The sequence below is a fragment of the Zoogloea sp. genome, assembly GCF_041911615.1.
Taxonomy (GTDB): Bacteria; Pseudomonadota; Gammaproteobacteria; order Burkholderiales; family Rhodocyclaceae; genus Zoogloea.
In genome coordinates this window covers 15,049-39,132 of the sequence record NZ_JAYROR010000056.1, presented here as the reverse complement: position 1 = coordinate 39,132, position 24,084 = coordinate 15,049, and the positions used below count along the sequence as shown (strand labels likewise).

The following is a 24,084-nucleotide window of genomic DNA, read 5'->3' as shown; positions in this document are numbered from 1 at the left end:
TGCCGCGACGGCGCCTCGAGCCTCGCTGCGATGAACCAACCCGACAAGACCGCCCCGGGCGGCAAGTTTTCCCTCGGCGCCGTCGAGCGCGTCCTGATGGCCGCGTCGATGGGGCTGCTGTGCGTGCTCACCATGGCCAACGTGCTGGTGCGCTACTTCACCGACATCTCCTTCGCCTTCACCGAGGAGATCTCGGTGGCGCTGCTGGTGGTGATGACGCTGGTGGGCGCGTCCCACGCCTTCGCCAGCAAGCACCACATCGCGATCACCTTCTTCATCGACCGCTGGCCCGCCGTGCGCCCGCTGGCGGAGCGCTTCGCGGCCCTGTGCGGGCTGGCGATGTTCGGCCTGCTGGCCTGGTACGGCGCGCGGATGGCGTGGGACGACTACAGCTTCGAGGTGACCTCGCCGTCGCTGGGCGTGCCCCAGTGGTGGTACACCGTGTGGCTGCCGGTGCTGTCCGTGGTGATCGTGCTGCGCCTCGTGGCCGTGTTGCTGAAGCGGGGTGAATGATGGACTGGCTGCTGTTCGCCCTTTTCTTCGGCCTGATGCTCGCCGGCGTGCCGCTGGCGGTGGCGATGGGCCTCGCCGGCGTGGCGGTGGTGGCCGCCGCCGACCTGGGCATGTTGTCGCTGCCCACCAATGTCTACACCGGCATCGCCAAGTATCCGCTGATGGCGATTCCGGTCTTCGTGATCGCCGGCCTCATCTTCGAGCGCGCCGGCGTGGCGGCGACCATCGTGCGCTTCGCCTCGGCGCTGGTCGGCCAGCGGCGCGGCAGCCTCGCCATCGTGGCGATCCTGGTGGCGATGATCCTGGGCGGCATCTCGGGCTCGGGCCCGGCGGATTCGGCGGCGGTGGGCGCGGTGATGCTGCCGTCGATGCTCAAGGCCGGCTATCCGCGCTCCTTCACCGCCGGGGTGATCGCCGCGGCGGGCTCGACCGACATCCTGATCCCGCCGTCCATCGCCTTCGTGATCTACAGCCTGCTGGTGCCCCAGGCGTCGGTGCCGGCGCTGTTCGCGGCGGGCATGATCCCCGGCATCCTGTCGGGCCTCACGCTGATCCTGGTGGCCTGGGCGCTGTCGGTGAAGCACGGCTTCGAGGCCGAGGTGGATGAAGACCGCCCGCCCTTCTGGCAGAGCCTCAAGGACGCCGGCTGGGGCCTCGCGGCGCCGGTCATCATCCTCGGCGGGATGCGCAGCGGCTTCTTCACGCCCACCGAGGCGGCCGTGGTGGCGGTGTTCTACGGCCTCGTGATGGGCATGGTGATCTACCGCTCGCTCACCTGGAAGGACGTGTACGGCGTGCTGGTGGAATCGGCCGAGATTTCGTCGGTGATCCTCACCGTGGTGGCGCTGGCCAGCGTCTTCGCGTGGGCCAGCAACACCCTGGGCACCTTCGACCATCTGGCCGCCGCGCTGCTGGGCACCGGGCTGTCGGAGATTCCGATGCTGCTGTCGATCCAGCTCCTGCTGCTGATCGCCGGGATGTTCCTCGACGCCATCTCGATCTACTTCATCTTCCTGCCGCTCTTGGTGCCCATCGCCACCCACTTCGGCTGGGACCTGGTGTGGTTCGGGGTCATCATCACCATGAACATGGCGCTGGGCCAGTTCCACCCGCCGCTGGGCGTCAATCTGATGGTCACCTGCCGGATGGCCAACGTGACGATGGAATCCACCGTGCCGTGGGTGCTGTGGATGATCGCCGCGATGGCCGGCACGATGTTCCTGGTCACCTTCGTGCCCGACATCGCCCTGTGGCTGCCGCGCCACCTGGGCTACCTGTAGGCGGCAAGGCTTGGGCGGCGCCCGGCGATATAATTTCGGCGCTTTGCACCGCCGACCGATCCGTCCCAGATGAAGAAGACCACACTTTACGATCTGCTCCGGCTGACGCCGGATGCCAGCGCGAGCGACATCCAGGCCGCGCACATCAAGCTGGTGGAGCACTACCGGACGGGCAACCACGGCCTCCCGCCGGGCGACGCCGACAATCGCATCAAGGCGATCAAGGAAGCCTGGTGGGTGCTCTCCGACGCGAACCGGCGCGCCGCCTACGACGCCAGCCTCGCGCCGACCCAGCCCGACCTGCCGCCGGTGGCGATGGCGGCGGGCGCGCCGCTGCCGATCGAGGTGGAGATCAAGGCGCTCAAGCAGCGCTCGCCGCTGCGCATCATGCTCACGGTGATCGGCGGGCTGATGATCGTCGGGATGCTGATCCAGATCTTCTTCTCGGTGTTCGCCTTCCGCCAGGTGAGCCGCGCCGCCAGTGGCGACGCGGTGAACCCGGCGATGGAGCGCGCCGCGGCGGCCGAGCGGCGCCAGATGTACGGCAACCTGAGCGATCAGGAGATCGCCGACCAGGAGGACGCGGCCCGTCGTGAGCGCGAGGCGTTTCGCCAGACCGAGGCCGAGCGCCGCGCCGAATACGCCCGCCGCGAGGAGGAGCGCAAGCACGAGCAGGCCCTGGCCGAACGCAAGCGCTACGCCGATCAGGTCTCCAGCGATCTGCAGCGCAGCGAGGAGGCGGCCCGCCAGAAGGCCGAATGGGATCGCCAGCAGCGGGAGGCCCGCGAACGCCTCGCCCAGGAGGACGAAGAGCGCCGCCTCCAGGACCGCCTCGCCCGCGAGCGCGCCCGCCTGCGCCTCGACAGCGGTCACTGAACGCCGGCCCGCGCCGGGTTTTACGGCGGGGCGCCGCGCTTTCCGGGATAATCCGGCATGACCTCGACGCCCCTCCCGCCGCCGGACGACACCTCCGCCGTCCCCGCCACGCCCTTCGACACGCTGGCCCTGCCGCCGGCCGTGCTCGCCAACCTCGCCCGTCTCGGCTATCACGCCATGACGCCGATCCAGGCCGCCAGCCTGCCGGTCGCCCTGGCCGGCGACGACCTCATCGCCCAGGCCCGCACCGGCAGCGGCAAGACCGTCGCCTTCGCGCTGCCGCTGCTGCAGCGTCTCGACGCCCGCCGCTTCGCCGTGCAGGCCCTGGTGTTGTGCCCGACCCGCGAGCTGGCCGAGCAGGTGAGCCAGGAAATCCGCCGCCTCGCCCGCGCCGAGGACAACATCAAGGTGCTGACCCTGTGCGGCGGCAGCCCGATCCGCCCGCAGATCGACAGCCTCGCCCATGGCGCCCACGTGGTCGTCGGCACGCCGGGGCGGTTGCTCGACCACCTCGCCCGGGGCAGTCTGCAGCTCGACGCGCTGGCCACGCTGGTGCTCGACGAGGCCGACCGGATGCTCGACATGGGCTTCTTCGACGACATTTCCCAGGTCGTCGAAGCCTGTCCGCCGACGCGCCAGACCCTGCTGTTCTCGGCCACCTATCCCGACGGCGTGGTTCGGCTCGCCCGCCGCTTCATGCGTCAGCCGCGGGAGATCGCCGTGGCCGGACTGCACGCCGACGACAAGATCCGCCAGCGTTTCTACCGCGTCGACGCCGGGCAGCGCCTCGCCGCGGTCGGCCTGCTGCTGCGCCACTACCGGCCGGAAAGCGCGCTGGCCTTCTGCAACACCCGCCAGCAGTGCCGCGACCTGGTGGACGCGCTGGCCGCCGAAGGCATCGAGGCGCTGGCCCTGCACGGCGAACTCGATCAGCGCGAGCGCGATCAGGTGATGGTGCAGTTCGCCAACCGCAGCTGCACCGTGCTGGTGGCCACCGACGTGGCCGCCCGCGGTCTCGACGTGGCCGGGCTGGAGGCGGTGATCAACGTGGACCCGACGCCCGACCCGGAGGTGCACGTCCACCGCATCGGCCGCACCGGTCGCGCCGACCGGGACGGTTGGGCGCTGACCCTGGTCGGCCCCAACGACGAGCGGCGCGTCGACGCCATCGCCGCCGCGATGGGCTTCGTTCCCCAGTGGGCATCCGTCGCCGAGCTGCAGGCCGAAGCCCAGATGCCGCTGTGCGCGCCGATGGTCACGCTGCAGATCCTCGGCGGACGCAAGGACAAGATCCGCCCCGGCGACGTGCTCGGCGCACTCACCGGCGAGGCGGGCTTTGCCGCCGGCCAGATCGGCAAGATCAACGTGAATGAGCAATCCACCTACGTGGCGGTCGAGCGTGGCATCGCCCGACAGGCCCTCAAGCGCCTCGCCGACGGCCGGATCAAGGGCAAGAAGGTGCGCGTGCGCCTGCTCGGCGACTGAAGCGGCACTGGCGCGGGATGCGATAATCGGCGCACCTTCGCGGCAGGCCGCCCTGGCCGCGAAAGCTCGCCGCTCCCGGCACCCACCCCGACGAGGCCCGTGTGATCAGGCTCTACCAGGTTTTCTACGACGACGCGACGCGCCAGGCGATCGGCCCGGGCTTCATCCCCTACGACAACCGCCACCCGCCGGTGAGCGGCTGGTTCGAATACGGCTGCATCCGCGACATCCTGCTCAACACCGATTTCGCCGACGACGACCGTTTCGGCCTGTTCTCACCGCGCCTCGCCGAAAAGACCGGCCTCGGCGCGCGCGACCTGATCGCTCGCTGCGAGGCCACCGACGCGGCGGTGGTCGCCTTCTCGCCTTTCCTCGACCAGCTCGCGCTGTTCCCCAACGTCTTCGCCCAGGGCGACTTCTGGCACCCGGGGCTCATCGACGTCACCCGCGAGGCGTTCGAGCGCATCGGTCTCGACGTGGACGTCGTCGCGGCCGACCACTACGCGGATCAGACCCGCTCGATCTTCTCGAACTATTTCGTCGCCCGGATGGATGTCTGGCGAATCTGGTTCGGCTACGCGGAGCGGCTCTTCGACCTCTGCGAACACGGCACCGACGCCCTGGCCCGACGCCTCAACGGCACCACCGACCACCGCGCCGTCGCCGGCCACTACCCGCTCAAGATCTTCGTCATGGAGCGGCTGATCTGCGCCGTGCTCGAAAAGCTCGGGCTCGACGCCGAGATCGGGCTCGATTACCCCCGCTACGCCGCCTGCAACCCGGAGCACGCCAACGCAATCGACGAGCTGCTGGTCCTCGACGCCCTGAAGGCGCAGTACCGCCGCACCGGCCACCCGGCCTTTCGCGACCTCCACCGCCGTCGCAGCGCGGCCCTCGACGCCTGGCTGCGCGACCGCAAGCGCAAACCCAACGACATCTACGGCGACCCCGCCCGGCGCCTCAGCCTGAAGGGGCTGCTCGGGCGCTGACGCCCGCCCGCGCCGTGGCGGCTTACCCGCGCCTGCCCTAGATGCGATAATCCGCGTTTCCTCACGACGGCCGACCCTTCGCCGCCCACCGCCCCATGCCGCACCTGTCCCGCCTTTCCTGTCGCGTCGCACTCGCCGCTGCCGTCTTGCCGGCGGAGGGCGGACGATGACGATGGACATCTCGCGCACCGGCGGCCGCGTGCGCGCCTGGCTCGACATGCACCTGGTCGACCACGGGGCGATCCGCGCGATCTACAACAACTTCTACGACCTGGGCGGCGGCATGTACCGCTCCAGCCAGCCCAGCCCGGCGCAGATCCGCGGCTACGCCCGGACGCTCGGCCTGAAGAGCATCATCAACCTGCGCGGCGCCCACGGCTACGGCTCCTACGCCCTCGAGAAGGAAGCCTGCGCGCAGCTCGGCATCGCCCTCCACGACGTCAAGCTGTATTCCCGCACGCCGCCGGAAGTCGAGGAAGTCCACGCGATGGACGACCTGTTCAAGCAGATCGAATACCCGGCGCTGCTGCACTGCAAGTCCGGTGCCGACCGGGCCGGCCTCGGGGCCGCCCTGTACCGCATCCTGCACCTCGGGCATCGGGTCGAGGACGCGATGAGCGAGCTGTCGTGGAAGTACGGCCACTTCAAGCGCGCCAAGACCGGCGTGCTCGACTTCTTCTTCGCCACCTACGTGGCCCGCAACGCTCAGTCGCCGATCGGCTTCCTCGAGTGGGTGGACACCGAATACAACCGCCTCGAACTGCATTCCCGCTTCCGCGAGGAAGGCTGGGCGAGCCTCATCGTCGACAAGGTCCTGCACCGGGAATGAAAGACTCCTTCCTGCTTTACCGCCGCCTGCTCGGTTCGGTGCGGCCTTACTCCCGCGTGGTGCTCATCTCGATCCTCGCGATGATCGCCGCCGCGGCCCTCGAACCGATCCTGCCCGGCCTGCTCAAGCCGCTGGTGGACGAGAGCCTCATCAAGAAGAACCAGGTCGCCCAGTGGCAGGTGCCGCTGTTCCTGATGCTGGCCTTCCTCGCCAAGGGCGTGGCCGAGTACATCGCCAACGTGTCGAGCCAGTGGATCGCCAACAAGGCGATCACCGACCTGCGCCAGCAGGTGTTCCGCCACCAGATGCACCTGCCGATCCCGGTGCACCAGGCCGAGACCGGCGGCCGCATGCTGTCGCGCATCCTCTACGACATCCCGCAGGTGGGCGCGGCGCTCTCCAGCGCCTGGATCATCGTGGTGCGCGACACGCTGATCATCATCGGTCTCACCGGCTACCTGATCTACACCGCGTGGGAGCTGACCCTCGTCATCGTCGCCATCGCCCCAGTGGTGGCCTGGCTGATCCGCGTCGCCAGCCGCAAGCTGCGTGGCTCCAACCGCGACATGCAGGAAACCGCCGGCCAGCTCACCGGCACCGTCGAGGAAACCCTCGGCGGCGTGCGCGAGATCAAGCTGTTCGGCACCCACGACCACGAGGACGCCCGCTTCGCCGCGATCTCCGAACGCCTGCGCAAGCAGACCATGCACACCGTGCGCGTCTCGGCGGTCAATGTGCCGCTGGTGCAGGTGCTGGCGGCGGCGGCCGTGGCCACGGTGATCTGGACCGCCACCTCGCTGTCGGCCCAGGACAAATTGAGTCCCGGCGAATTCGTCTCCTTCGTCACCGCCATGTCGATGCTGTTCGAGCCGATCCGTCGCCTCACCAACATCAACGCCACCATCCAGCGCGGCCTCGCCGGCGCCCAGAGCATCTTCGAACTGCTCGACACCCCCGCCGAAAAGGACGACGCCACCGGCAGCTTTCCCCGCGCCACCGGCGAACTGCGCTTCGAGGACATCAGCTTCCGCTACCCCGGCCAGGGCGATTTCGCGCTGCGCCACTTCAGCCTCGACGTCCATCCGGGCCAGACGGTGGCGCTGGTCGGCGCCTCGGGCAGCGGCAAGAGCACGCTGGTCAATCTGGTGGCGCGTTTTTACGACGTGGACGAGGGCCGCATCCTGCTCGACGGCACGCCGCTCGCGGCGCTGCCGCTGGCCCACCTGCGCCAGCAGCTCGGCTGGGTCGGCCAGCAGGTGGTGCTGTTCGACGACACCGTGGCCGCCAACATCGCCTACGGCCGGCCCGACGTGCCCGAGGCCGACATCGTCGCCGCCGCCCACGCCGCCCACGCGATGGAGTTCATCGACGCGCTGCCCGACGGCCTCGCCACCCGCGTCGGCGCCAATGGCAGCCAGCTCTCCGGCGGCCAGCGCCAGCGCATCGCGATCGCCCGCGCCTTCCTGCGCGACGCCCCGATCCTGCTGCTGGACGAAGCCACCTCGGCCCTCGACAACGAATCCGAGCGCGCCGTGAAAGATGCGCTCATCGAGCTGCGCAAGAACCGCACCGTGATCGTCATCGCCCACCGCCTGTCCACCATCCGCGACGCCGACAAGATCGTCGTCATGGAGCGCGGCCGCATCGTCGAGACCGGCACCCACGACAGCCTGGTCGCCGCCGGTGGCGCCTATGCCCGCCTGCTCGCCAGCGGCGAGGCCCACGACACGCCGGACGCCTGAGCCATGTCGCAACGGGTCGCCCTGTATTTCGTCGCCTCGCCGCTGCAATACCTCGCTGCGCGGCGCATCGCCGAGGCTTTCGAGCCCGGCGCCCGGCAGGTGCTGGTGTGGTACAAGCGCGGCGTCACCCCCATCGTCCGCGCGGCCGACTGGGACGCCGCCGGCTACATGCCGTGGCCGCGCTGGGAGCCGCTGCCCGGCCTGTTCGGACGCCTCGCCCGCCAGCGCGACAACATCCGGCGGGTCGCCGATCTGGTTGGCCGTTGCGACGAACTGGTGATCCACAGCGCGGTGTTCGACACCGAGGCGATCAACTACTTCCTGCGCGCCCTGCCGCGCCGCGCCGGCGCCCGCACGATGCACGCCCGCATCCTGCCCGACGGCATCATCAGCATCCGTCGCTACCCGCTGTCCGCCGCCAAGCGCGTCGCCCAGTACGCCCGCAAGCTGCGCCGGCTGGTGGCGCCGGAGCTCGACTACTGGTGCTTCGGCGGTGACCGCATCGGCTCCGACGCGCCCTTCTGCGACCGCATTTACGTGCTGCCCGGTCTGCCCCACGAATACCCGCCGGCCAAAACGGTGGTGCTGCCGCCGCTGGTCGAGCCCGACCCCGCCCGCCAGGCCCCGGGCGGTGAGCCCACCGCCCTCGTCATCGGCCAGCCGCTGGTGGGCGCCGGGCTGATGCAGGCGGCCGACCGCGACCACGTGAGCGACGAGATCGCCGCCTGGCTGAAGGCCCGCGGCATCAACCGGGTCTTCTACAAAGGTCATCCGAAGGATCCGGCGCTCGAACTCAACCGCCCCGAATACGAAGTCGTCACCCTTGACGAACCCCTCGAAGTGCACCTCGCCCGCACGCCCTATGCGGCGGTGCTCGGCGTGCGCTCCAGCGCCCTGCTGTTCGCCCGCCAGACCGCGCCGGCGGACACCGCGGTGGTGGCCTTCGGCTGGGACCGCGTGCGCTTCAAGTCCGACGACGAGCGGCGGCAGATGGAGGCGGCGTTCCGGGTCAACGGCATCGCGCTGATCGGTCGTGGGGGCGCGGCTTGAACGGCGCGGCGCAGCGGGGGCTGGTCTTTTTCCATTACTTCGAGCACGACCGGCTCTACCGCGAGAACCTCGTCTTCTTCCTGGCCACCGCTTACCGCGAGGACCTGGATTTCGTGATCGTCATCGCCGGCCACTGCGCGGTGGCGCTGCCGTCGCTGCCCAACGTCCGCTACCTCCACACCGAGAACAAGAACAACGACTTCGGCGGCTACGTCGCCGCCCTCGCCGAACTTCGCGACGGCCTGGACGACTACGGTTTCTTCGTGTTCGTGAACTCCTCGGTCCGCGGACCGTTCGTGCCGGCGGGGCACGACGGGTCGTGGGCCACGCTGTTCACCGATCACTTCAGCGCCGAGGTGGCGCTGGTCGGCAGCAGCATCGCGATCCTCTCGCCCGAATCCTCGGTGTCCAGACGCCTGCACGCCCGCCACGGCTTTCCCACGCCGCATTCCCACGTCCAGACCACCGCCTACGCGATGACACCGGCGGCCCTGAAGCACCTGCAAGGCATCGGCTTCTACGACGTCCACGAACGCCTCGCGAAAGACGACGTGATCTGCGAGTACGAGCTGCGGCTGTCCCAGGCGCTGCTGCAGGCCGGCTGGAACATCAAGGCCTGCCTCGCCCGCTACAACGCGGTCGACTACCGCACGCCGCACGCCGACATCAACCCGACTTCCGGCGGCGGCGACCCTCTTTATGGCGGCGCCTACTTCGGCCGCACCGCGCGGCCCGACGAACTCGTCTTCGTCAAGACCAACCGCCGTATCATGGGCGCGGTGCAACTGCCGTGGGTCACGCTGCGCGCGCTGCGCGGCGTCACCCACCCGGCGATTCTCGGCTGGCCCGAATATCGCCGGCTGCGTCGCGCCTACCTGCTGCGGCTGATCTTCGTGCCGCTGACCGAACTGAAGAAATCGCTCGACCGCATCGTCCGACAAACCCGCAAAGCACTCGGGCTGAACCGATGAGCACCGCCAACGGCCGTCCGGCCCGCCCCTACCTCGTCTTCATGCGCGTCGGCGCCGCGCCGCTGCTGGACCAGTGGCTGGCGCGCGAACCCGAGCGCAACTGGGACGTCTTCGTCAGCGGCTACACGCCCTGCGCGCCGTGTCCCGATGCCATCGCCACCGAAACCGGCGGCTACAACAAGCTCGCCCACTTTCGCGAATGCGTGCAGTCGGGGCGGCTCGATCTCGCCCGCTATCGCCACGTGCTGCTCGCCGACGACGACCTGACCGTCTCCCACGGCAGCATCTCGGCGTATTTCGAGACCGTCGCGCGGCTCGGCCTGCGCGTCTCGCACCCGGCGCAGGACTGGTCGGGCTACTGGTCGCACCGCATCATGCTGCGCAACCCGCTGGCCGAGTGGCGCGAGACCAACTTCGTCGAAGTGATGTGCCCGGGCTTCGACACCGCCTTCATCGCCCGCCACCTGGATACCCTGCCGATCACCTTCAGCACCTGGGGCACCGACCACGCCTACTGCCACCTGGCGCGGGCCGACGGCGGCCGAGTCGGGATCGTCGACAGCGCGGTGATCCGCCACACCCGGCCGATCAGGACCGACGGCGCGTTCTACCGCAAGCTCGCCGCCGACGGCATCGATCCCGAGGAAGAGTTCCGCCGCGTGCTCGCCGGCCTCCCGGACGACTGTCGCAAGCACCGCGTCCTCGCCATCCACCCGCCGCCGGGCCCGCTGGCGCCCCTGCGCGGCCTGGCCGCGCGCTTCGTCGAGAAGCACAAGTCCCGCATCCTGCAGATCCTGGGCCACCACGGCCGGCTGGAATACTGAGCACCCGTCATGAAGATTTTCGTCGTCAATCTCGAACGCGCCGCCGAGCGCCGCGTCGCCATCCTGCGCCATCTGGCCGAACTGGGCCTCGAGGCCGAGATCCTGCCCGCCGTCGAAGGTGCCCGGGTGGACCGTGCCAGCCTCGGCCCGGACGCCGAGCCCGGCCTCTCCAACGGCGAGGTGGGCTGCTATCTCAGTCACGTGCGCTTCTGGCAGACGGTCGTCGAACGCAGGCTGCCCCACGCGATCATTCTCGAGGACGACGTGATCTGCAGCCCCACGCTGATGCGCGTCGCCGACGAGATCGCCGCCCTCGACCTGCCGTGGGACGCCGTGCGCCTGTCGGCCCTGCAGCCGATCCGCGGCATTCCGCTGCTCACCCTGTCGGGCGGCGAGCGGCTGATCCTCCCCAACAAGCACCCCAGCGGCACCCAGGCTTACATGGTCAGCCTCGCCGGCGCGCGTCGCCTGCTCGACGCCATCGCGGTGCCGAAAGGCCCGATCGACGACACCCTCGACCGCTACTGGCGTTTCGGCCTGTGCGTGCCGGTGCTCTCGCCCAGCGTGGTCGTAGAGGACGCCAGCCTCGCCAGCAGCATCGCCGGGCGCTTCGGCAGCGATGGCGGCAACAGCATTCCCCGCCGGGTGGCTCGCCACTTTGCGCGCGTCGCCGAAGCCGAGCGTCGCAAGATCGCCGTGTTCCTGATGGCGCGACGCCTCAGGGCACACCTGCACAAGGCCGATTGACGCACCCCGCCATGTCCTCCCGCACCGCCCTGGCGGCGTTTCGCGCCCGCATTCCCGAGCTCAACGGCTGGTTGTTCGCCAGCCTGTTCGCCTTCCTGCCCGGCCACGTGGCGCCGGTATATGCCCTCAGCGGGCTGCTCCTGCTGCTCGGCCTCGCCGAGGGGCGCTTCGCCGAAAAATGGGTACAGCTCAAGGCCGACCCGCTGTTCTGGATCTTCCAGGCCTTCTTCTGGATCACCCCGCTGTCGCTGCTGTGGACCGAGGACATGACCAGCGGCTGGCGGATGGTCGGGCGCTACGGCTTCTTCCTGATCTCGCCGCTCTACCTCAGCGTCGCCCGCCGCGAGCTCGCCCCGCGCTGCATCGCCTTCTTCCTCGCCGGCTGCCTGTTCACCGAACTGCTCGCCTACTACAACTGGCTGCAGCTGACCGCCTTCCCCGAGTGGCCGCGGGGCATCCGGGTGCAAAAGGAAGCCACCGAGACCGGGCCCTTCGTCGATCACATCCTCTACGCGCCGATCCTCGCCTGGGCCGGCTACCTGGCGCTGCACGAGAGCCTCGTCGGCTCCGTCGCGCGTCGCGTCGGTTTCGCCCTGCTGGCGGCGCTCACCGTGGGCAACCTGATCTTCTCGACCGGGCGCACCGGCCAGCTCACCTTCCTGGTGCTGGTCGGGCTCCTGGTGGTCCAGCGTTTTTCCCGCCATCCGCTGCGCGCCGCCGTGGCCGCAGTGGGTCTCGTTGCCGGCCTGGCGGTGTTCGGCTACCACACCAGCGCCCCGATCGCCGCGCAGGTGGACGAGACCCTCACCGAACTCCAGCAGCGCGACCGCGTTCCCGACACCGCCACCGCCCTGCGCCTCGCCTATCTCACCAACACCCTGCGCCTGGCCGCCGAGCACCCTCTCGCCGGCGTCGGTGCCGGCGATTTCGACGCCGAGTACGCCCGCCTCAACGCCCGCTACACCCCCACCTGGCTCACCACCAACAACCCCCACAACCAGTACCTGTTCACCGTCACCACCACCGGCATCGCCGGTGGGCTGATCCTGCTCCTCACCTACCTGCCGCCGATCCTGTGGCGCCGCCGGGGCGATGCGCTGGCCCGCCCGCGCGTCGCGCTCGCGGTGTTCATCGCCGTCATCAGCCTGTTCGAGGATTACCTCTGGCGCTCCAACACCTCGCTGCTGTTCGTGCTGTTCGGAACGCTGCTGCTCGGCCAGCGCAGCCTCGGCCCGCTAGATGGGCGCCGACAAGGCGGGCCGAATCGGGCAGAATAAGCCGCCTCCACGCAAGGAATCAGCAACGATGAAAATGGGCGCCGACGGCGAACTCCTCAAGGACGCGGCGGGCGTGCCTTTCCTCACCTGCGGCTTCTTCACCGACGGCTACGCCGCCGAAGCGGCCAAGCTGCGCGACTCCCTCGACCGCACCCAGACGCCGTATTTCCTCAAGCGCTTTGCCAGCCGCGGCTACTGGGAAGCCAACACGCGGATCAAGCCCGAGTTCCTGCTCGACTGCCTGCGTCGTTTCCCGGACCGCGCCATCGTCTATCTCGATGCCGATTCGGTGGTTCGCTCGCCCCTCAAGCTGTTCTTCGATTTCGACGCCGACGTGGGCGTGTTCATCGCCCCCGAAAGCAGCGGCATGTCCCACCGCTACCTCACCGGCACGCTCTACCTGCGCAACACGCCGGCGGTGCGTGCCTTCGTCGAGGACTGGATCGGCGCCCAGGGCGGCATGGTGCTGGGGGTGGACCAGGACAGCTTCACCGCGGCCATCGAGAAGCACCCCGAACTGCGCATCGGCGCGCTGCCCGAGTCCTACGTGAAGATCTTCGACCGCGGCGTCGAAACCCCGGTGGTCGAGCACTTTCAGTCCAGCCGGCGCCGCGTCAAGCTGCAGCGCGCCATGAAGAAAACCCGCAACGCCGCGATGGGGCTGGTCGTGCTTGCCGGCATCGCGTGGCTGGCCTACCGCTACTTCTAGGGCCGGCGGCACCGCTTGCGCGATGCGGCGAAAGCACACCGGAGCGCAACATTTTCCTGTGCGGCAAGGTCAATGCAAGGGAAAATCGGCATGATGCGCTTTCCGGCGCGACATTTTCCAAGCCCATGAGTCGTATCCACATCCTGATGTACCACCGCATCGGCGACTTTCCGAAACGGATGCCGAGTCACCGAGCCCAGTATTGCGACCTGCCGCGCTTTGCCGCCCAGATGGCGATGCTCAAGCGTTTCGGCTACACGGTGATCGGCATGGACGCCGCCGTCGCCGGGTTGCGCGGCGCCCAGCCGCTGCCGTCCAGGGCGGTGGTGCTCACCTTCGACGACGCCTACGTGGATTTTCTCGAATGCGCCGCGCCGGTGCTCAAGGCGCACGGCTATCCGGCCACCGTGTATGCCGTCGCCGGCATGCTGGGCAGGACCAACGACTGGGCGGTGCCCGAAGGCCTCGCCCCGGCCCCGCTGATGAACGCGGCCCAGCTGCGCGAGGTGCGCGACCTAGGCTTTACCGTGGGCTCGCACACCGTCAGCCACCCGCGCCTCGCCCAGCAGGAAACCCCGCGCATCGCCGAGGAGATGAGCGTCAGCAAGCGCATGCTCGAAGACGTTCTCGGCGAACGGGTCGACCACTTCTGCTACCCCTACGGCAGCCACGACCTGCGCGCCGTCCATGCCGCCGCCGACGCCGGCTACGTCACTGCCACCACCTGCGTGCGCGCCGTCGCCACCCCGGCGGACGACCTGCTGACCCTGCCGCGCAAGCCCGTCTCCCAGGGCAACACCGCGCTGGGTGTGCTCTGGAAGCTGCTCACCAAGAACACCCCGCGGCATCCGCCGATCCGCCGCAGCTGACCCGAATCCGGGCGAACTCCCGCCGACTTGCGGCACAATAGCGGTCTTTGCGCCGCCTGGTTTTCGCCCATGATCTTCCGCCCCCGCGTCCCGTCCTGCCGCCCCACGGCCCGGGGAGCCGCCGCGTGAAGCGCATCCTGATCGTCCGCAGCTCGGCCATCGGCGACGTGGTGTTCGCCTCGGCGCTGCCTGCCGCCATCAAGCGCAGCCACCCCGACGCCCACGTGGCCTGGCTGGTCGAGCCGGGCATCCACGAACTGCTGCTCACCGACCCGGCCATCGACGAGGTCATCACGTGGAGCAAAGCCGAGTGGGTCAAGCTCTGGAAGAACGGCCAGAAGCTCGAACTCGCCCGCCGCGTGCTCGCTCTGCGGCGGGCGCTCCACGCCCGCAAATTCGACGTCGCCCTCGATCTGCAGGGCCTGCTAAAAAGCGGTTTCATCACCTGGCTTTCCGGCGCGAAACGCCGCATCGGCCTCGGCTCGAAGGAAGGCAGCCAGCTGCTGATGACCGAGGTCATCCCCCGTGGCGGCGAGATCAAGCGCATCGGCTCCGAATACCAGTTCCTCGCCCGGCACCTGGGCGTGGATGCCGGCGACTTCCTGCCCACGCTTCACGTCGCCCCGGCGGCCGACGCCAGCGCCGTGGCCAAGCTCGCCGCCCACGGGCTGCACGGTCAGGCAAGCGGCCGTTACGCCGTCTTCGCGCCCTTCACCACCCGCCCGCAGAAGCACTGGTTCGAGGACGCCTGGCAGGCGCTCGCCCCCCAGCTCATCGACGCCACCGGCCTCACGCCGGTGATTCTCGGCGGCCCGGCCGACGTCGAAGCTGCCGCCCGCATCGCCGCGGCCGACCCGCGCATCGTCAATCTCGCCGGTCAGACCCGCCTGCCCGAAGCCGTCGCCGTGATCGCCCGCTCGGCGCTGGTGATCGGCGTCGATACCGGCCTCACCCACATGGGCACCGCGCTGGCCAAGCCCACCGTCGCCATCTTCGGCTCCACCTGCCCCTACACCAACACCGGCCGGCCCACCGGCAGCGTGATCTGGCTGGGGCTGGAATGCTCGCCCTGCAAGCGCCGCCCCACCTGCGGCGGCAAGTTCACCTGCCTGCGCGACATCACCCCGGAAATGGTCATCGAACGCGCCCAGGCCATGCTGGCCGTCGGAGGCGCGCAATGAAAATCCTCCACGTGGAAGCCGGCAAGTTTTTGTACGGCGGCGCGCGTCAGGTGCAGTACATCGTCGAGGGCCTCGCCGCCCGCGGCATCGACAACCTGCTGGCCTGCCCCACCGGCAGCGACACTGCCCGCCAGCAGCCCGCCGGCGTGCGCGTGGTGCCGATGAAGATGGGCGGCGACGGCGATCCGGGCATGGTGCTGCGCCTGGCCAGCCTGATCCGCGCCGAGCGGCCCGACCTCGTGCATCTGCACAGCCGCCGCGGCGCTGACACTTGGGGCGGCCTCGCCGCAAAGCTCGCCGGCGTGCCCTGCGTGCTCTCAAGGCGGGTGGACAACCCCGAATCCCGCCTCGCGGTGGCGATCAAGTACCGCCTCTACGACCACGTGATCACCATCTCCGAGGGCATCCGCCAGGTGCTGCTGTCCGAAGGCCTCGCGCCGGGCAAGGTCACCTGCGTGAGGAGCGCCGTGGACGCCACGCCCTACCTCGCGCCAGTCGATGGCGCCGCCTTCCGCGCCGAGTTCGGCCTGCCCGCCGATGCGCTGGTCGCCGGCGTGGTGGCGCAGATGATCCCCCGCAAGGGCCACCGCTACCTGCTCTCCGTGCTGCCGGGCCTGCTCGAAAAGCACCCCAAGCTGGTCGTGCTGATCTTCGGCCAGGGCCCGCTGGAGGCCGAGCTGCGCGCCGAGGTGCACAGCCGCGGGCTGGATGCCGCGGTGCGCTTCGCCGGCTTCCGCCACGATCTGCCGCGCTGGCTGGGCGGGCTCGACCTGCTGGTGCACCCGGCCGACATGGAAGGGCTGGGCGTGTCGCTGCTGCAGGCCTCGGCCGCCGCCGTGCCCATCGTCACCACCCGCGCCGGCGGGCTGCCCGAGGCGGTGCTGGACGGCGTCACCGGCCTCCTGATCGAACCCGGCAACGAAGCCCAGCTCGCCGCCGCCATCGACCGCTTGTGCGCCGACGCGGCCCTGCGCGCGCGCTTCGGCGCCGCCGGCCGGGCGCGCATCCTGGCTGAGTTTTCCATCGACGCGATGGTCGAGGGCAACCTCGCCGTCTATCGCCGGGTGCTGGGAGGCCCGCAATGAGCATTCCGTCGCTCCACATCATCGGCACCCGCGAAATGGGCGGCGCCGAACGCTGGTTCGTGCGCTTCCTGCGCGCCATGCAACGCGCCGGCGAGCCCGTGCAGGCGCTGGTGCGCGCCGGCGGCGACCTCGCCACCCACCACCTCGCCGGCATCCCCACCGGCGGCCTGCCGATGCGCACGGTGTGGGACCCATACTCCCGCTGGCAGGTGAGCCGCTACGCCCGCGCCAGCCACGCCCCCGTCGTGCAGACCTACATGGGCCGCGCGACGCGCCTCACCCACCTCAAGCGCGGCCTCGGCCAGGTGCACATCGCCCGGCTGGGCGGCTACTACAAGCTCGACCCCTTCCGCCACGCCCACGCCTGGATCGGCAACACCCGCGGCCTGTGCGACTGGATGGTGAAGGGCGGGCTGCCGGCCGACCGCGTCTTCCACGTCACCAACTTTGCCGACGCCGCCACGCCGCCCGACCCGGCGGCGATGGACGCGATCCGCCGCCAGATCGACGCCCGCGACGACGACTGGCTGATGATCCACCCCGGCCGCTTCGTGAAGGTGAAGGGCCACGCCAACCTGCTCGACGCCTTCGCGCGCCTGCCGGCCGAGCTCGCCGGCCGCCGCCTGCGCCTGATCCTGCTGGGCGACGGCTCGCTGCGCCCGGCGCTGGAAGCGCAGGCCCGCCAGCTGGGCATCTTCGAGCGCATCGTGTGGGCCGGCTGGCAGCAGGACCCGGCCCAGTGGCTGCACGTGGCCGACATGGTGGTGTTCCCGTCCCGCGACGAGGAAACCCTCGGCAACGTGATCCTCGAGGCCTGGGCCTACGGCAAGCCGCTGGTGGCCACCGCCTTCCGCGGCGCCCGCGAGATCGCCCGCCCCGGCGAGGACGCCATCGTGGTGCCCTGCGACGACCCGACCGCGCTGGCGAGCGGCCTGCGCGAGATGATCGAAGCCCCGGCGCTGCAGCAGGCCCTCGCGGCCGCCGGCGCCCGGCGCGTCACCGAGGATTTCGGCGAGGCCACGGTCATCGGCCAGTATCAGGCCCTCTACGCCCGCCTCGCCGGCGGCGGTTGATTCCGGAGCACCTTCGATGAGCCACGGCATCAACATCCTGATGTACCACCAGGTCGGCCCCTTCGCGACCCTCGAAGGCGAGATGGCGAAGCACCGCTCCACCTACTGCCGGGTCGATCGTTTTGCCGCGCAGATGGCCTTCCTCAAGCGCTTTGGCTACACGGTGCTGTCGATGGATCAGGTGCTGGCCTGCGTGCGCGGCGAGGCGCCGATCCCGCCACGGGCAGTGGCGCTCACCTTCGACGACGGCTACGACAACTTCGCCGACCACGCCTGGCCAATTTTGCAGAAGCACGGTTTTCCGGCGATGGTCTATCTGATCGCCGGGCTGCTGGGCAAACCGTCTGCGTGGTTCGCCCGTGACAACCGCCCGACGCCACCGCTGATGAGCGCCGCGCGCATCCGCGCGCTTCGGGCCGAGGGCTGCGACTTCGGCGGCCACTCGGTCAATCACGTGCGCCTCGCCCAGCAGGACGACGCCACCGTGAAGGCCGAGGTGGCGGGCAGCAAGGCGATCCTCGAAGACGCCCTCGGCGAGCCGATGCGCCATTTCTGCTACCCCTTCGGTAGCCACGACATGCGCAGCGTGGCGGCCTGCGCCGAGGCCGGCTGGATCACCGCCACCACCTGCGAGCGCGCCCCGGCCACCCCCGCCGACGACCCGCTCACGCTGCCCCGCAAGGCCATCGCCTGGGGCGACACGCTGCCCGGCGTGTGGTGGAAGATCCACGTCAAGAACACCCCCAAGCACGCCATCATCCGCCGCGCCGAATACGACTGACACGCGGCCAGGCGTGCGGCGCCTCAGGCGTCCTTCGGCTTGCCGGCCTTGCGGCGCGGCGGGGCGTCGGTGGCCTTGGCCTGGGCATCGGAGGCCGGCCTGGCGGCAGGTTTGCGCGGCGTCCGGGTGGGCGGCTTGATGCGCCCGAGGCGGCGGCGGATTTCGTCCGAATCCATCCACAGGTCGCTGCCCTGCAGGATGTGGGCGATGTCGGTGGCGCTCAGGAAAGGCGTGCAGATGCGCGTCGTCACCTTCTCGAACCAGCTCCCCAGCGCGTGCACCTCGGCCATCTGCTCGCTGCCCTTGCCGGCGAAGCTGCTCGAATAGGTGTGGAACATCAGCTGGCAGTTGTCGTGGACGATCAGCTCGTCGCCCGACAAGAAGATGAAGGCCGCCATCGAATACGCCCGCGCCTCCAGCACGGTGACCACGTGGGCCTCGGAGGCCAGCATGTTGTTGATGATCTGCAGGCCGGTGTTGAAATCGCCGCCGGGCGAGTTGATGTGCAGGTAGATCAGGTCGGTCTCGGCGGCGGTGCGCAGGGTGTAGAACAGCTCGGTGTAGAACTGCGGCGCCTGCAGCTCGCCGCACAGGTAATAGGACACCTGGTGGATCGGCACGTGGCGCTCGTAGCGCACCAGGCCGTCGAAGGGCAGGACGTCCTCGTCGTCGGGCTCGGGGCACGGCGCGGGGTTGCGTTGAACCATGACGGAATCCTCCGCTGACTGACACCCGGCCAGTATGCAGCCGTGCCGGACGCGCTTCAACGGCGCGCTTTGCTCAGATGTCGCTCTCGGAGAACACCGGCTCGGTCGGCGGCGGCAGGCCGTCGCTGCCGATGATCGGCAGCTCGATCTTGAAGATGCCGTGGTTGGCCACCTCGCCCCACAGGCGACCGCCGTGGGTGGCGACGATGGCGCGGCTGATCGCCAGGCCGAAGCCGCGGCCGCCGTCGCTGATCGCCTCCTGGGGCTCGAACAGGTGATTCACCCGTTCCGGGCTGAGCCCCTGGCCCGAATCCTCGACCCGCAGGCAGGCCAGCTCGGTGCCTTCCTTCCAGGCCGCCACCCACACCCGGCGAGGCTGTCGGGGGCTGTCGGCCACCGACTCGAAGGCGTTGGCGAGCAGGCTGCGCAGCACGACTTCCATCTGCAGGCGGTCCACCAGCAGGGTCACCTCGGGCATCGCCGCCACCCGCAGGCGGATGCCGGCCTGCTCGGCGCGCACCCGGTAGGGCGCCACCGCGGCCTCGACCAGATCGGCCAGACGGACCGATTCGGGCTGGGGCTCGCCGGTGCGGAAGAAATCCTGCAGGCGTCGCACCACTTCACCGGCCTTGACCGCCTCGCGCTTGACGCAGCGCACCGCGGCCTGCAGCTGTTCGCCGGTTTCGCCCCGCTCGACCAGGCGTTCGCAGGCGCCGGCGTAGGCGCTGAGGGCGGTGAGCGGGTGGTGCAGCTCGTGGGCGAGGGCACCGGCCATTTCGCCGGCGGCGGCCAGGCGCAGGCTGTGGCGCAGGTCGTCGTTGGTGCGGCGTTGCTCGTTGACCACCGCGCCGATGAAGAACCCCACCACCGCCATCGCCATGGCCAGGATCTGCAGTTCGGCCACCGTCACCGCGCTGTACTGCAGCACCCGCATCGCGACGATGACGCCGACCTGGAGCCCTGCCGCGCAGACGATGGCGCCGGCCATGCCGTGACGGCCGGCGGCCCAGATGATCGGCAGGAACAGCAGGTAGAACAGCTTGAAGCCGCTGTGTCCGCCCACCCCGAAGGCCAGCCACAGGGACGCGACGCCGAGCAGCAGGTAGCCGAAGGCCTCGCGGTTGAAGATCGAGCGGCGCAGGCGGCGGCGCCCGCGCTTGCTGGTGAGCCACAGCAGCAGCGGCATCATCACCACGATGCCGACGCCGTCGCCCACCCACAGGTGCTTGAGCCCCGGCCACCAGCCGGAGGGCGCCAGCACCCCGAAGGCGCGCAGCGAGAACAGGTACAGCAGGCTGATGATCAGCGACCCGATCGCCACGCGCACCAGCCAGGCCACCAGGGTGCGGCGGTCGTCGAGCAGGGCGTCGCGGGGCAGGCGGTTGGCCAGGTTCTGGCCGAGCAGCGCGTAGCCGCCGGCCAGCAGCAGGCCCGAGACGATCTCCGTCGCGCCGGGCGCGATGCTCCCGTGAACGAAGATTTCGGCCAGCACCACGGCCAGCGCCAGGGCCGGCCAGGCGGCCTGCCCGAAGCGCATCACCAGCACCAGGCCGAGCGCCGGAGCGGGGTTCCACGGGGTGATGTTGAGGCCGAACAGCGGATGGCCGAAGCTGACCTTGTCGAGCGCGACGTACAGGCCGACGAAGCCGGCGAACAAGGGCAAGAGGCGCAGCCAGTCGAGCGCAGCGGCCTTTACGTCACGAATCATGCCGGAGGTCGGGTGAGGGGAAAGTGAAGGGAATTGTTAAATCCTGCGCATTGTCACCGCTCGCGGCGGGGCGACACAACCCGCGAAGGGTGTGCGCGCCCGCCGGCGTCACAAATGCGTCACGCTCAGATGTGAAAAAACCGGCCCGACGTGAGTCGGGCCGGTTTGCCAATGGGATTCGGGAATGCTCAGCGGGTGGCGGCGACGGTCGCCGTCATGGCCGCCGCGGCCGGTTCGCCAACGCCCTGGCCGTTGAGCACGGCGTGCATCTGCGCCATGTCGAGTTCGTTCTCGGAGCGGGACACCACCACGGTGGCCACCGCGTTGCCGACGAAGTTGGTCAGCGCGCGGGCCTCGCTCATGAAGCGGTCGATGCCCAGGATTAGCGCCATGCCGGCCACCGGAATGGTCGGCACCACCGCCAGCGTCGAGGCCAGGGTGATGAAGCCGGCACCGGTGATGCCGCTGGCGCCCTTCGAGGTGAGCATCGCGACGATCAGAATCGACAGCTCCTGGGTCAGGGTCAGGTCGGTGTTGGTGGCCTGGGCGATGAACAGCGCGGCCATCGTCATGTAGATGTTGGTGCCGTCCAGGTTGAAGGAGTAGCCGGTGGGCACGACGAGGCCGACCACCGAGCGGGCGCAGCCGAGCTTCTCGAGCTTGTGCATCAGGCGCGGCAGGGCGGATTCGGAGGACGAGGTGCCCAGCACGATCAGCAGTTCCTCGCGGATGTACTTGATGAACTTGAAGATCGAGAAGCCGGTATAGCGGGCGATGGACCCCAGCACCAGCACCACGAACAGGAAGCAGGTGAGGTAGAACGCACCCATCAGCTTGGCCATCGGCACCAGCGAGGCGACGCCGTACTTGCCGATGGTGAAGGCCATCGCGCCGAAGGCGCCCAGCGGGGCGAGCTTCATCACGGTATTGACGATGCCGAACATCACGTGGGAGATCTGCTCCACGAAGTCGAACACCGGCTTGCCCTTGTCGCCCATCGCGGCCAGCGAGAAGCCGAACAGGATCGCCAGCAGCAGCACTTGCAGGATGTCGCCCTTGGCGAAGGCATCGACGAAGGTGGCGGGAATGATGTTGAGGATGAACTCGGTGGTGCTCTGCGCCTTGGCCTTGGCGGTGTAGTCGCCGATGGCCTTGGTGTCGAGGGTGCTCACGTCGGCGTTGAAGCCGGCGCCCGGCTGGGCGACGTTGGCCACCACCAGGCCGATGGCCAGCGCCAGGGTCGACACCACCTCGAAGTACAGCAGCGCCTTGCCGCCCACCCGGCCGACCTTCTTCATGTCCTGCATACCGGCGATGCCATGCACCACGGTGCAGAAGATCACCGGCGCGATGATCATCTTGACCAACTTGATGAAGCCGTCGCCCAGGGGCTTGAAGTCCACCCCCAGCTTGGGCTCGAAATACCCCAGCAGCACGCCACACACGATGGCGAACAGCACCTGTACGTACAGGATCTTGTAGAACGGTTGCTTTTTCTGTTGTTCCATGACGGCTTCTCCTCCGGCGGTTGATTCCATGTCGCCATCTTGGCGACGCCGGGAGAAGCGGAAAATTGTGATCGTCCACATTGGGGGCGGCCCTATTGTGGAAAACCGAGGGGCGCCGGGCGATGCAGTCGACATCCCCGGAAGGTTTAAAAATTCCCTATAATTATGATTCTTTTAAACCCACATCCAAGGAGGCGCCCATGATTGCCGATCGTATTCGTCAAGCACGACTGGCCGCCGGGCTTACCCTGGGTGCGCTGGGTGAAAAGGTTGGTGTCTCTCACACCGCCATCCAGAAGTACGAAAAAGGTCTCCTCACCCCATCTTCGTCACAGCTCCTCAAGCTGGCACGCGCCTGCGGCATTCGAACAGAATATTTTTTCCGAACGCATTCAGTCGAACTGTTGCAATCCGAGTTCCGCAAACGCTCAACCTTTGGCAAGACAGCGCAGGATGCCCTGCAGATCAAGGTCGTCGAGCTGGTGGAAAAGCGGGTGGAACTGCTCGGCGCCTTTCCCGAGCTACCGTTTCCAGCCTTTGCCCCACCCGCTGACCTGCCCGAACACATCGCCTCGCTGGATGAGATCGATGCATTCTCGGATACGGCGCGTAACGCGTGGCAGCTGGGCATGAACTCGATCGCCGATCTCACCGACACCCTTGAAGGACTGGGCCTGCTGGTGATCGTGGTCGACGAAGAGAATCCGGGGTTTTCCGGCCTGACCGCCCGGGCGCGAACAGAAGACGGCCGCGAGTATCCGGTCGTTGCCGTTTCCCAACGGTGGCCGGGTGATCGGCAGCGATTCACGCTGGCACATGAACTGGGACATCTGCTGCTGGATGGACGACTGGCCGACGACCTGAACGAAGAGAAGGCTTGCGACCGCTTTGCGGGTGCATTCCTCGCACCACGGGTTTCAGTGCTGCAGTCGCTCGGGCAGCACCGCCACGCGCTGGAATGGCAAGAGTTGTACGTGCTCAAACACGAGTTCGGTCTGTCGATGGCCGGATGGCTGCAACGCGCCAAACAGTGTGGCGTGATCACGGACGCGACCCATCTGTCGATGTTCAAGCGGTTTTCTGCCAAAGGCTGGCGCACGAACGAACCTGGCCAGGCGCTGCCGCAAGAACACCCGCGCCTGTTCGATCAATTGGTGTACCGCGCCCTGGCCGAGCAATACATCTCCGAGGGCAAGGCGGCGGAGCTGCTGGGCATCCCAATGATGCGCTTCCACAAAGAACGCCAACTGGAATCGGCAGATGCGCCTGCTCATCAGTGATGCAAACATCCTGATCGACATGGAATCCGGCGCGTTGATGGAAACGCTCTTCCGGCTTCCGATGCAGTTTGGCATTCCTGACCTGCTCTATTACGAAGAAATCGAGCCCGGCAGCCCGGAGCTCGAAGCACTGGGCCTGCAGATCATGGAGGTCCGCGGCGATTTTGTGGCCTATGCTCAGCAACTGCCAGGTCGCTACAACCACCAGCTCCCAGCACGCCATGGCGCCAAACCCAGCCACAACGACTACCTGGCGCTAGCCCTTGCAAAGCAGGAAGACTGCACGCTGCTGACAGGCGACACCAACCTGCGCCTTGTTGCCGATTCTGAGCAAGTCGCTGTCATGGGCACCATCGGACTGCTGTGCGCCATGATCGAGCACCAGTTGCTGACGGTAGATGCCGCCCTCCTCGTGCTCGACCGCATGAAATCGGGCAAGCGGCGCCTGCCGTGGCCCGAAGCCGAGAGAATCCTCAACGCGCTTCGCTGACCCCTCGTAACCATCGACGCGAGGCATTCATCCGACGTGTAATCCACCACGTCAGCACGAACACGCACGCCCGGCTTGCGAGAAGCCTCCCGCCCCCGCGCGCCTATTCC

General features: G+C 68.7%; 23 protein-coding genes. 20 read left to right on the top strand and 3 right to left on the bottom strand.

All coding sequences use genetic code 11. The features are described from left to right. Positions 1–30: 30 nt before the first annotated feature. The 18 genes from ACE3P2_RS06625 to ACE3P2_RS06540 all read left to right on the top strand — a co-directional run bounded on the left by ACE3P2_RS06625 (position 31) and on the right by ACE3P2_RS06540 (position 18,281). On the top strand, positions 31–513 hold the full coding sequence (locus ACE3P2_RS06625) for a TRAP transporter small permease (RefSeq protein WP_374262439.1): 483 nt from the start codon (positions 31–33) through the stop codon (positions 511–513). After that, the gene (locus ACE3P2_RS06620) at positions 510–1,793 is read left to right on the top strand and encodes a TRAP transporter large permease (protein WP_374262436.1); all 1,284 of its coding nucleotides are present in this window, start codon (positions 510–512) and stop codon (positions 1,791–1,793) included. Before ACE3P2_RS06625 ends, ACE3P2_RS06620 begins: the two co-directional genes overlap by 4 nt. Before the next feature lie 69 nt (positions 1,794–1,862). After that, a complete protein-coding gene (locus ACE3P2_RS06615; RefSeq protein WP_374262434.1) occupies positions 1,863–2,669 on the top strand; it encodes a DnaJ domain-containing protein in 807 nt (268 codons plus the stop codon). Between the two features lie 57 nt (positions 2,670–2,726). Continuing rightward, positions 2,727–4,154: an ATP-dependent RNA helicase DbpA gene (dbpA, locus tag ACE3P2_RS06610; RefSeq protein ID WP_374262432.1), complete on the top strand. Its 1,428-nt coding sequence runs from the start codon at positions 2,727–2,729 to the stop codon at positions 4,152–4,154. Positions 4,155–4,255: 101 nt separating this feature from the next. Further along, positions 4,256–5,143, top strand: a complete 888-nt coding sequence (locus tag ACE3P2_RS06605) for a hypothetical protein (RefSeq protein WP_374262430.1) — start codon at positions 4,256–4,258, stop codon at positions 5,141–5,143. Positions 5,144–5,309: 166 nt separating this feature from the next. Further along, positions 5,310–5,972, top strand: a complete 663-nt coding sequence (locus ACE3P2_RS06600) for a tyrosine-protein phosphatase (RefSeq protein ID WP_374262428.1) — start codon at positions 5,310–5,312, stop codon at positions 5,970–5,972. Continuing rightward, positions 5,969–7,714 carry a lipid A export permease/ATP-binding protein MsbA gene (msbA, locus tag ACE3P2_RS06595; protein WP_374262425.1) on the top strand — a complete coding sequence of 582 codons (1,746 nt, stop codon included), beginning with the start codon at positions 5,969–5,971 and terminating at the stop codon, positions 7,712–7,714. Before ACE3P2_RS06600 ends, msbA begins: the two co-directional genes overlap by 4 nt. Positions 7,715–7,717: 3 nt before the next feature. Further along, complete coding sequence (locus ACE3P2_RS06590) at positions 7,718–8,764, top strand: polysialyltransferase family glycosyltransferase (RefSeq protein ID WP_374262423.1); 1,047 nt, start codon at positions 7,718–7,720, stop codon at positions 8,762–8,764. Continuing rightward, positions 8,761–9,735: a hypothetical protein gene (locus ACE3P2_RS06585; protein WP_374262420.1), complete on the top strand. Its 975-nt coding sequence runs from the start codon at positions 8,761–8,763 to the stop codon at positions 9,733–9,735. Before ACE3P2_RS06590 ends, ACE3P2_RS06585 begins: the two co-directional genes overlap by 4 nt. Continuing rightward, on the top strand, positions 9,732–10,559 hold the full coding sequence (locus ACE3P2_RS06580) for a hypothetical protein (protein ID WP_374262417.1): 828 nt from the start codon (positions 9,732–9,734) through the stop codon (positions 10,557–10,559). The genes ACE3P2_RS06585 and ACE3P2_RS06580 overlap by 4 nt, the downstream gene beginning before the upstream one ends. A gap of 9 nt (positions 10,560–10,568) precedes the next feature. Next, positions 10,569–11,306: a glycosyltransferase family 25 protein gene (locus tag ACE3P2_RS06575; RefSeq protein WP_374262415.1), complete on the top strand. Its 738-nt coding sequence runs from the start codon at positions 10,569–10,571 to the stop codon at positions 11,304–11,306. A gap of 11 nt (positions 11,307–11,317) precedes the next feature. After that, entirely contained in the window at positions 11,318–12,583 is a 1,266-nt protein-coding gene (locus tag ACE3P2_RS06570) for an O-antigen ligase family protein (protein ID WP_374262412.1), read from the top strand. A 28-nt stretch (positions 12,584–12,611) separates the two neighbouring features. Further along, positions 12,612–13,292 (top strand): hypothetical protein, encoded by a 681-nt coding sequence (locus ACE3P2_RS06565; RefSeq protein WP_374262409.1) that lies wholly within the window; start codon positions 12,612–12,614, stop codon positions 13,290–13,292. A gap of 125 nt (positions 13,293–13,417) precedes the next feature. After that, a complete protein-coding gene (locus tag ACE3P2_RS06560; protein ID WP_374262406.1) occupies positions 13,418–14,161 on the top strand; it encodes a polysaccharide deacetylase family protein in 744 nt (247 codons plus the stop codon). A gap of 125 nt (positions 14,162–14,286) precedes the next feature. Beyond that, positions 14,287–15,342, top strand: a complete 1,056-nt coding sequence (gene waaF / locus ACE3P2_RS06555) for a lipopolysaccharide heptosyltransferase II (RefSeq protein ID WP_374262403.1) — start codon at positions 14,287–14,289, stop codon at positions 15,340–15,342. After that, on the top strand, positions 15,339–16,427 hold the full coding sequence (locus ACE3P2_RS06550; protein ID WP_374262400.1) for a glycosyltransferase family 4 protein: 1,089 nt from the start codon (positions 15,339–15,341) through the stop codon (positions 16,425–16,427). Before waaF ends, ACE3P2_RS06550 begins: the two co-directional genes overlap by 4 nt. Beyond that, complete coding sequence (locus ACE3P2_RS06545) at positions 16,424–17,500, top strand: glycosyltransferase (protein WP_374262397.1); 1,077 nt, start codon at positions 16,424–16,426, stop codon at positions 17,498–17,500. Before ACE3P2_RS06550 ends, ACE3P2_RS06545 begins: the two co-directional genes overlap by 4 nt. A 16-nt stretch (positions 17,501–17,516) precedes the next feature. Next, positions 17,517–18,281, top strand: a complete 765-nt coding sequence (locus tag ACE3P2_RS06540) for a polysaccharide deacetylase family protein (RefSeq protein ID WP_374262395.1) — start codon at positions 17,517–17,519, stop codon at positions 18,279–18,281. A 23-nt stretch (positions 18,282–18,304) separates the two neighbouring features. Here the strand turns inward: ACE3P2_RS06540 and ACE3P2_RS06535 are convergent, their stop codons facing one another. The 3 genes from ACE3P2_RS06535 to ACE3P2_RS06525 all read right to left on the bottom strand — a co-directional run bounded on the left by ACE3P2_RS06535 (position 18,305) and on the right by ACE3P2_RS06525 (position 22,204). Next, the gene (locus ACE3P2_RS06535) at positions 18,305–18,988 is read right to left on the bottom strand and encodes an ATP-dependent Clp protease proteolytic subunit (protein ID WP_374262393.1); all 684 of its coding nucleotides are present in this window, start codon (positions 18,986–18,988) and stop codon (positions 18,305–18,307) included. A gap of 73 nt (positions 18,989–19,061) precedes the next feature. Beyond that, positions 19,062–20,696 carry an MASE1 domain-containing protein gene (locus ACE3P2_RS06530; RefSeq protein ID WP_374262390.1) on the bottom strand — a complete coding sequence of 545 codons (1,635 nt, stop codon included), beginning with the start codon at positions 20,694–20,696 and terminating at the stop codon, positions 19,062–19,064. Positions 20,697–20,884: 188 nt separating this feature from the next. After that, on the bottom strand, positions 20,885–22,204 hold the full coding sequence (locus ACE3P2_RS06525; protein ID WP_374262387.1) for a dicarboxylate/amino acid:cation symporter: 1,320 nt from the start codon (positions 22,202–22,204) through the stop codon (positions 20,885–20,887). A gap of 200 nt (positions 22,205–22,404) precedes the next feature. Here ACE3P2_RS06525 and ACE3P2_RS06520 point away from each other — a divergent pair, with 200 nt between their 5' ends. Continuing rightward, a complete protein-coding gene (locus tag ACE3P2_RS06520; RefSeq protein ID WP_374262384.1) occupies positions 22,405–23,484 on the top strand; it encodes a helix-turn-helix domain-containing protein in 1,080 nt (359 codons plus the stop codon). Continuing rightward, on the top strand, positions 23,465–23,974 hold the full coding sequence (locus ACE3P2_RS06515) for a PIN domain-containing protein (RefSeq protein WP_374262381.1): 510 nt from the start codon (positions 23,465–23,467) through the stop codon (positions 23,972–23,974). The genes ACE3P2_RS06520 and ACE3P2_RS06515 overlap by 20 nt, the downstream gene beginning before the upstream one ends. The last annotated feature ends 110 nt before the right edge of the window (positions 23,975–24,084 follow it).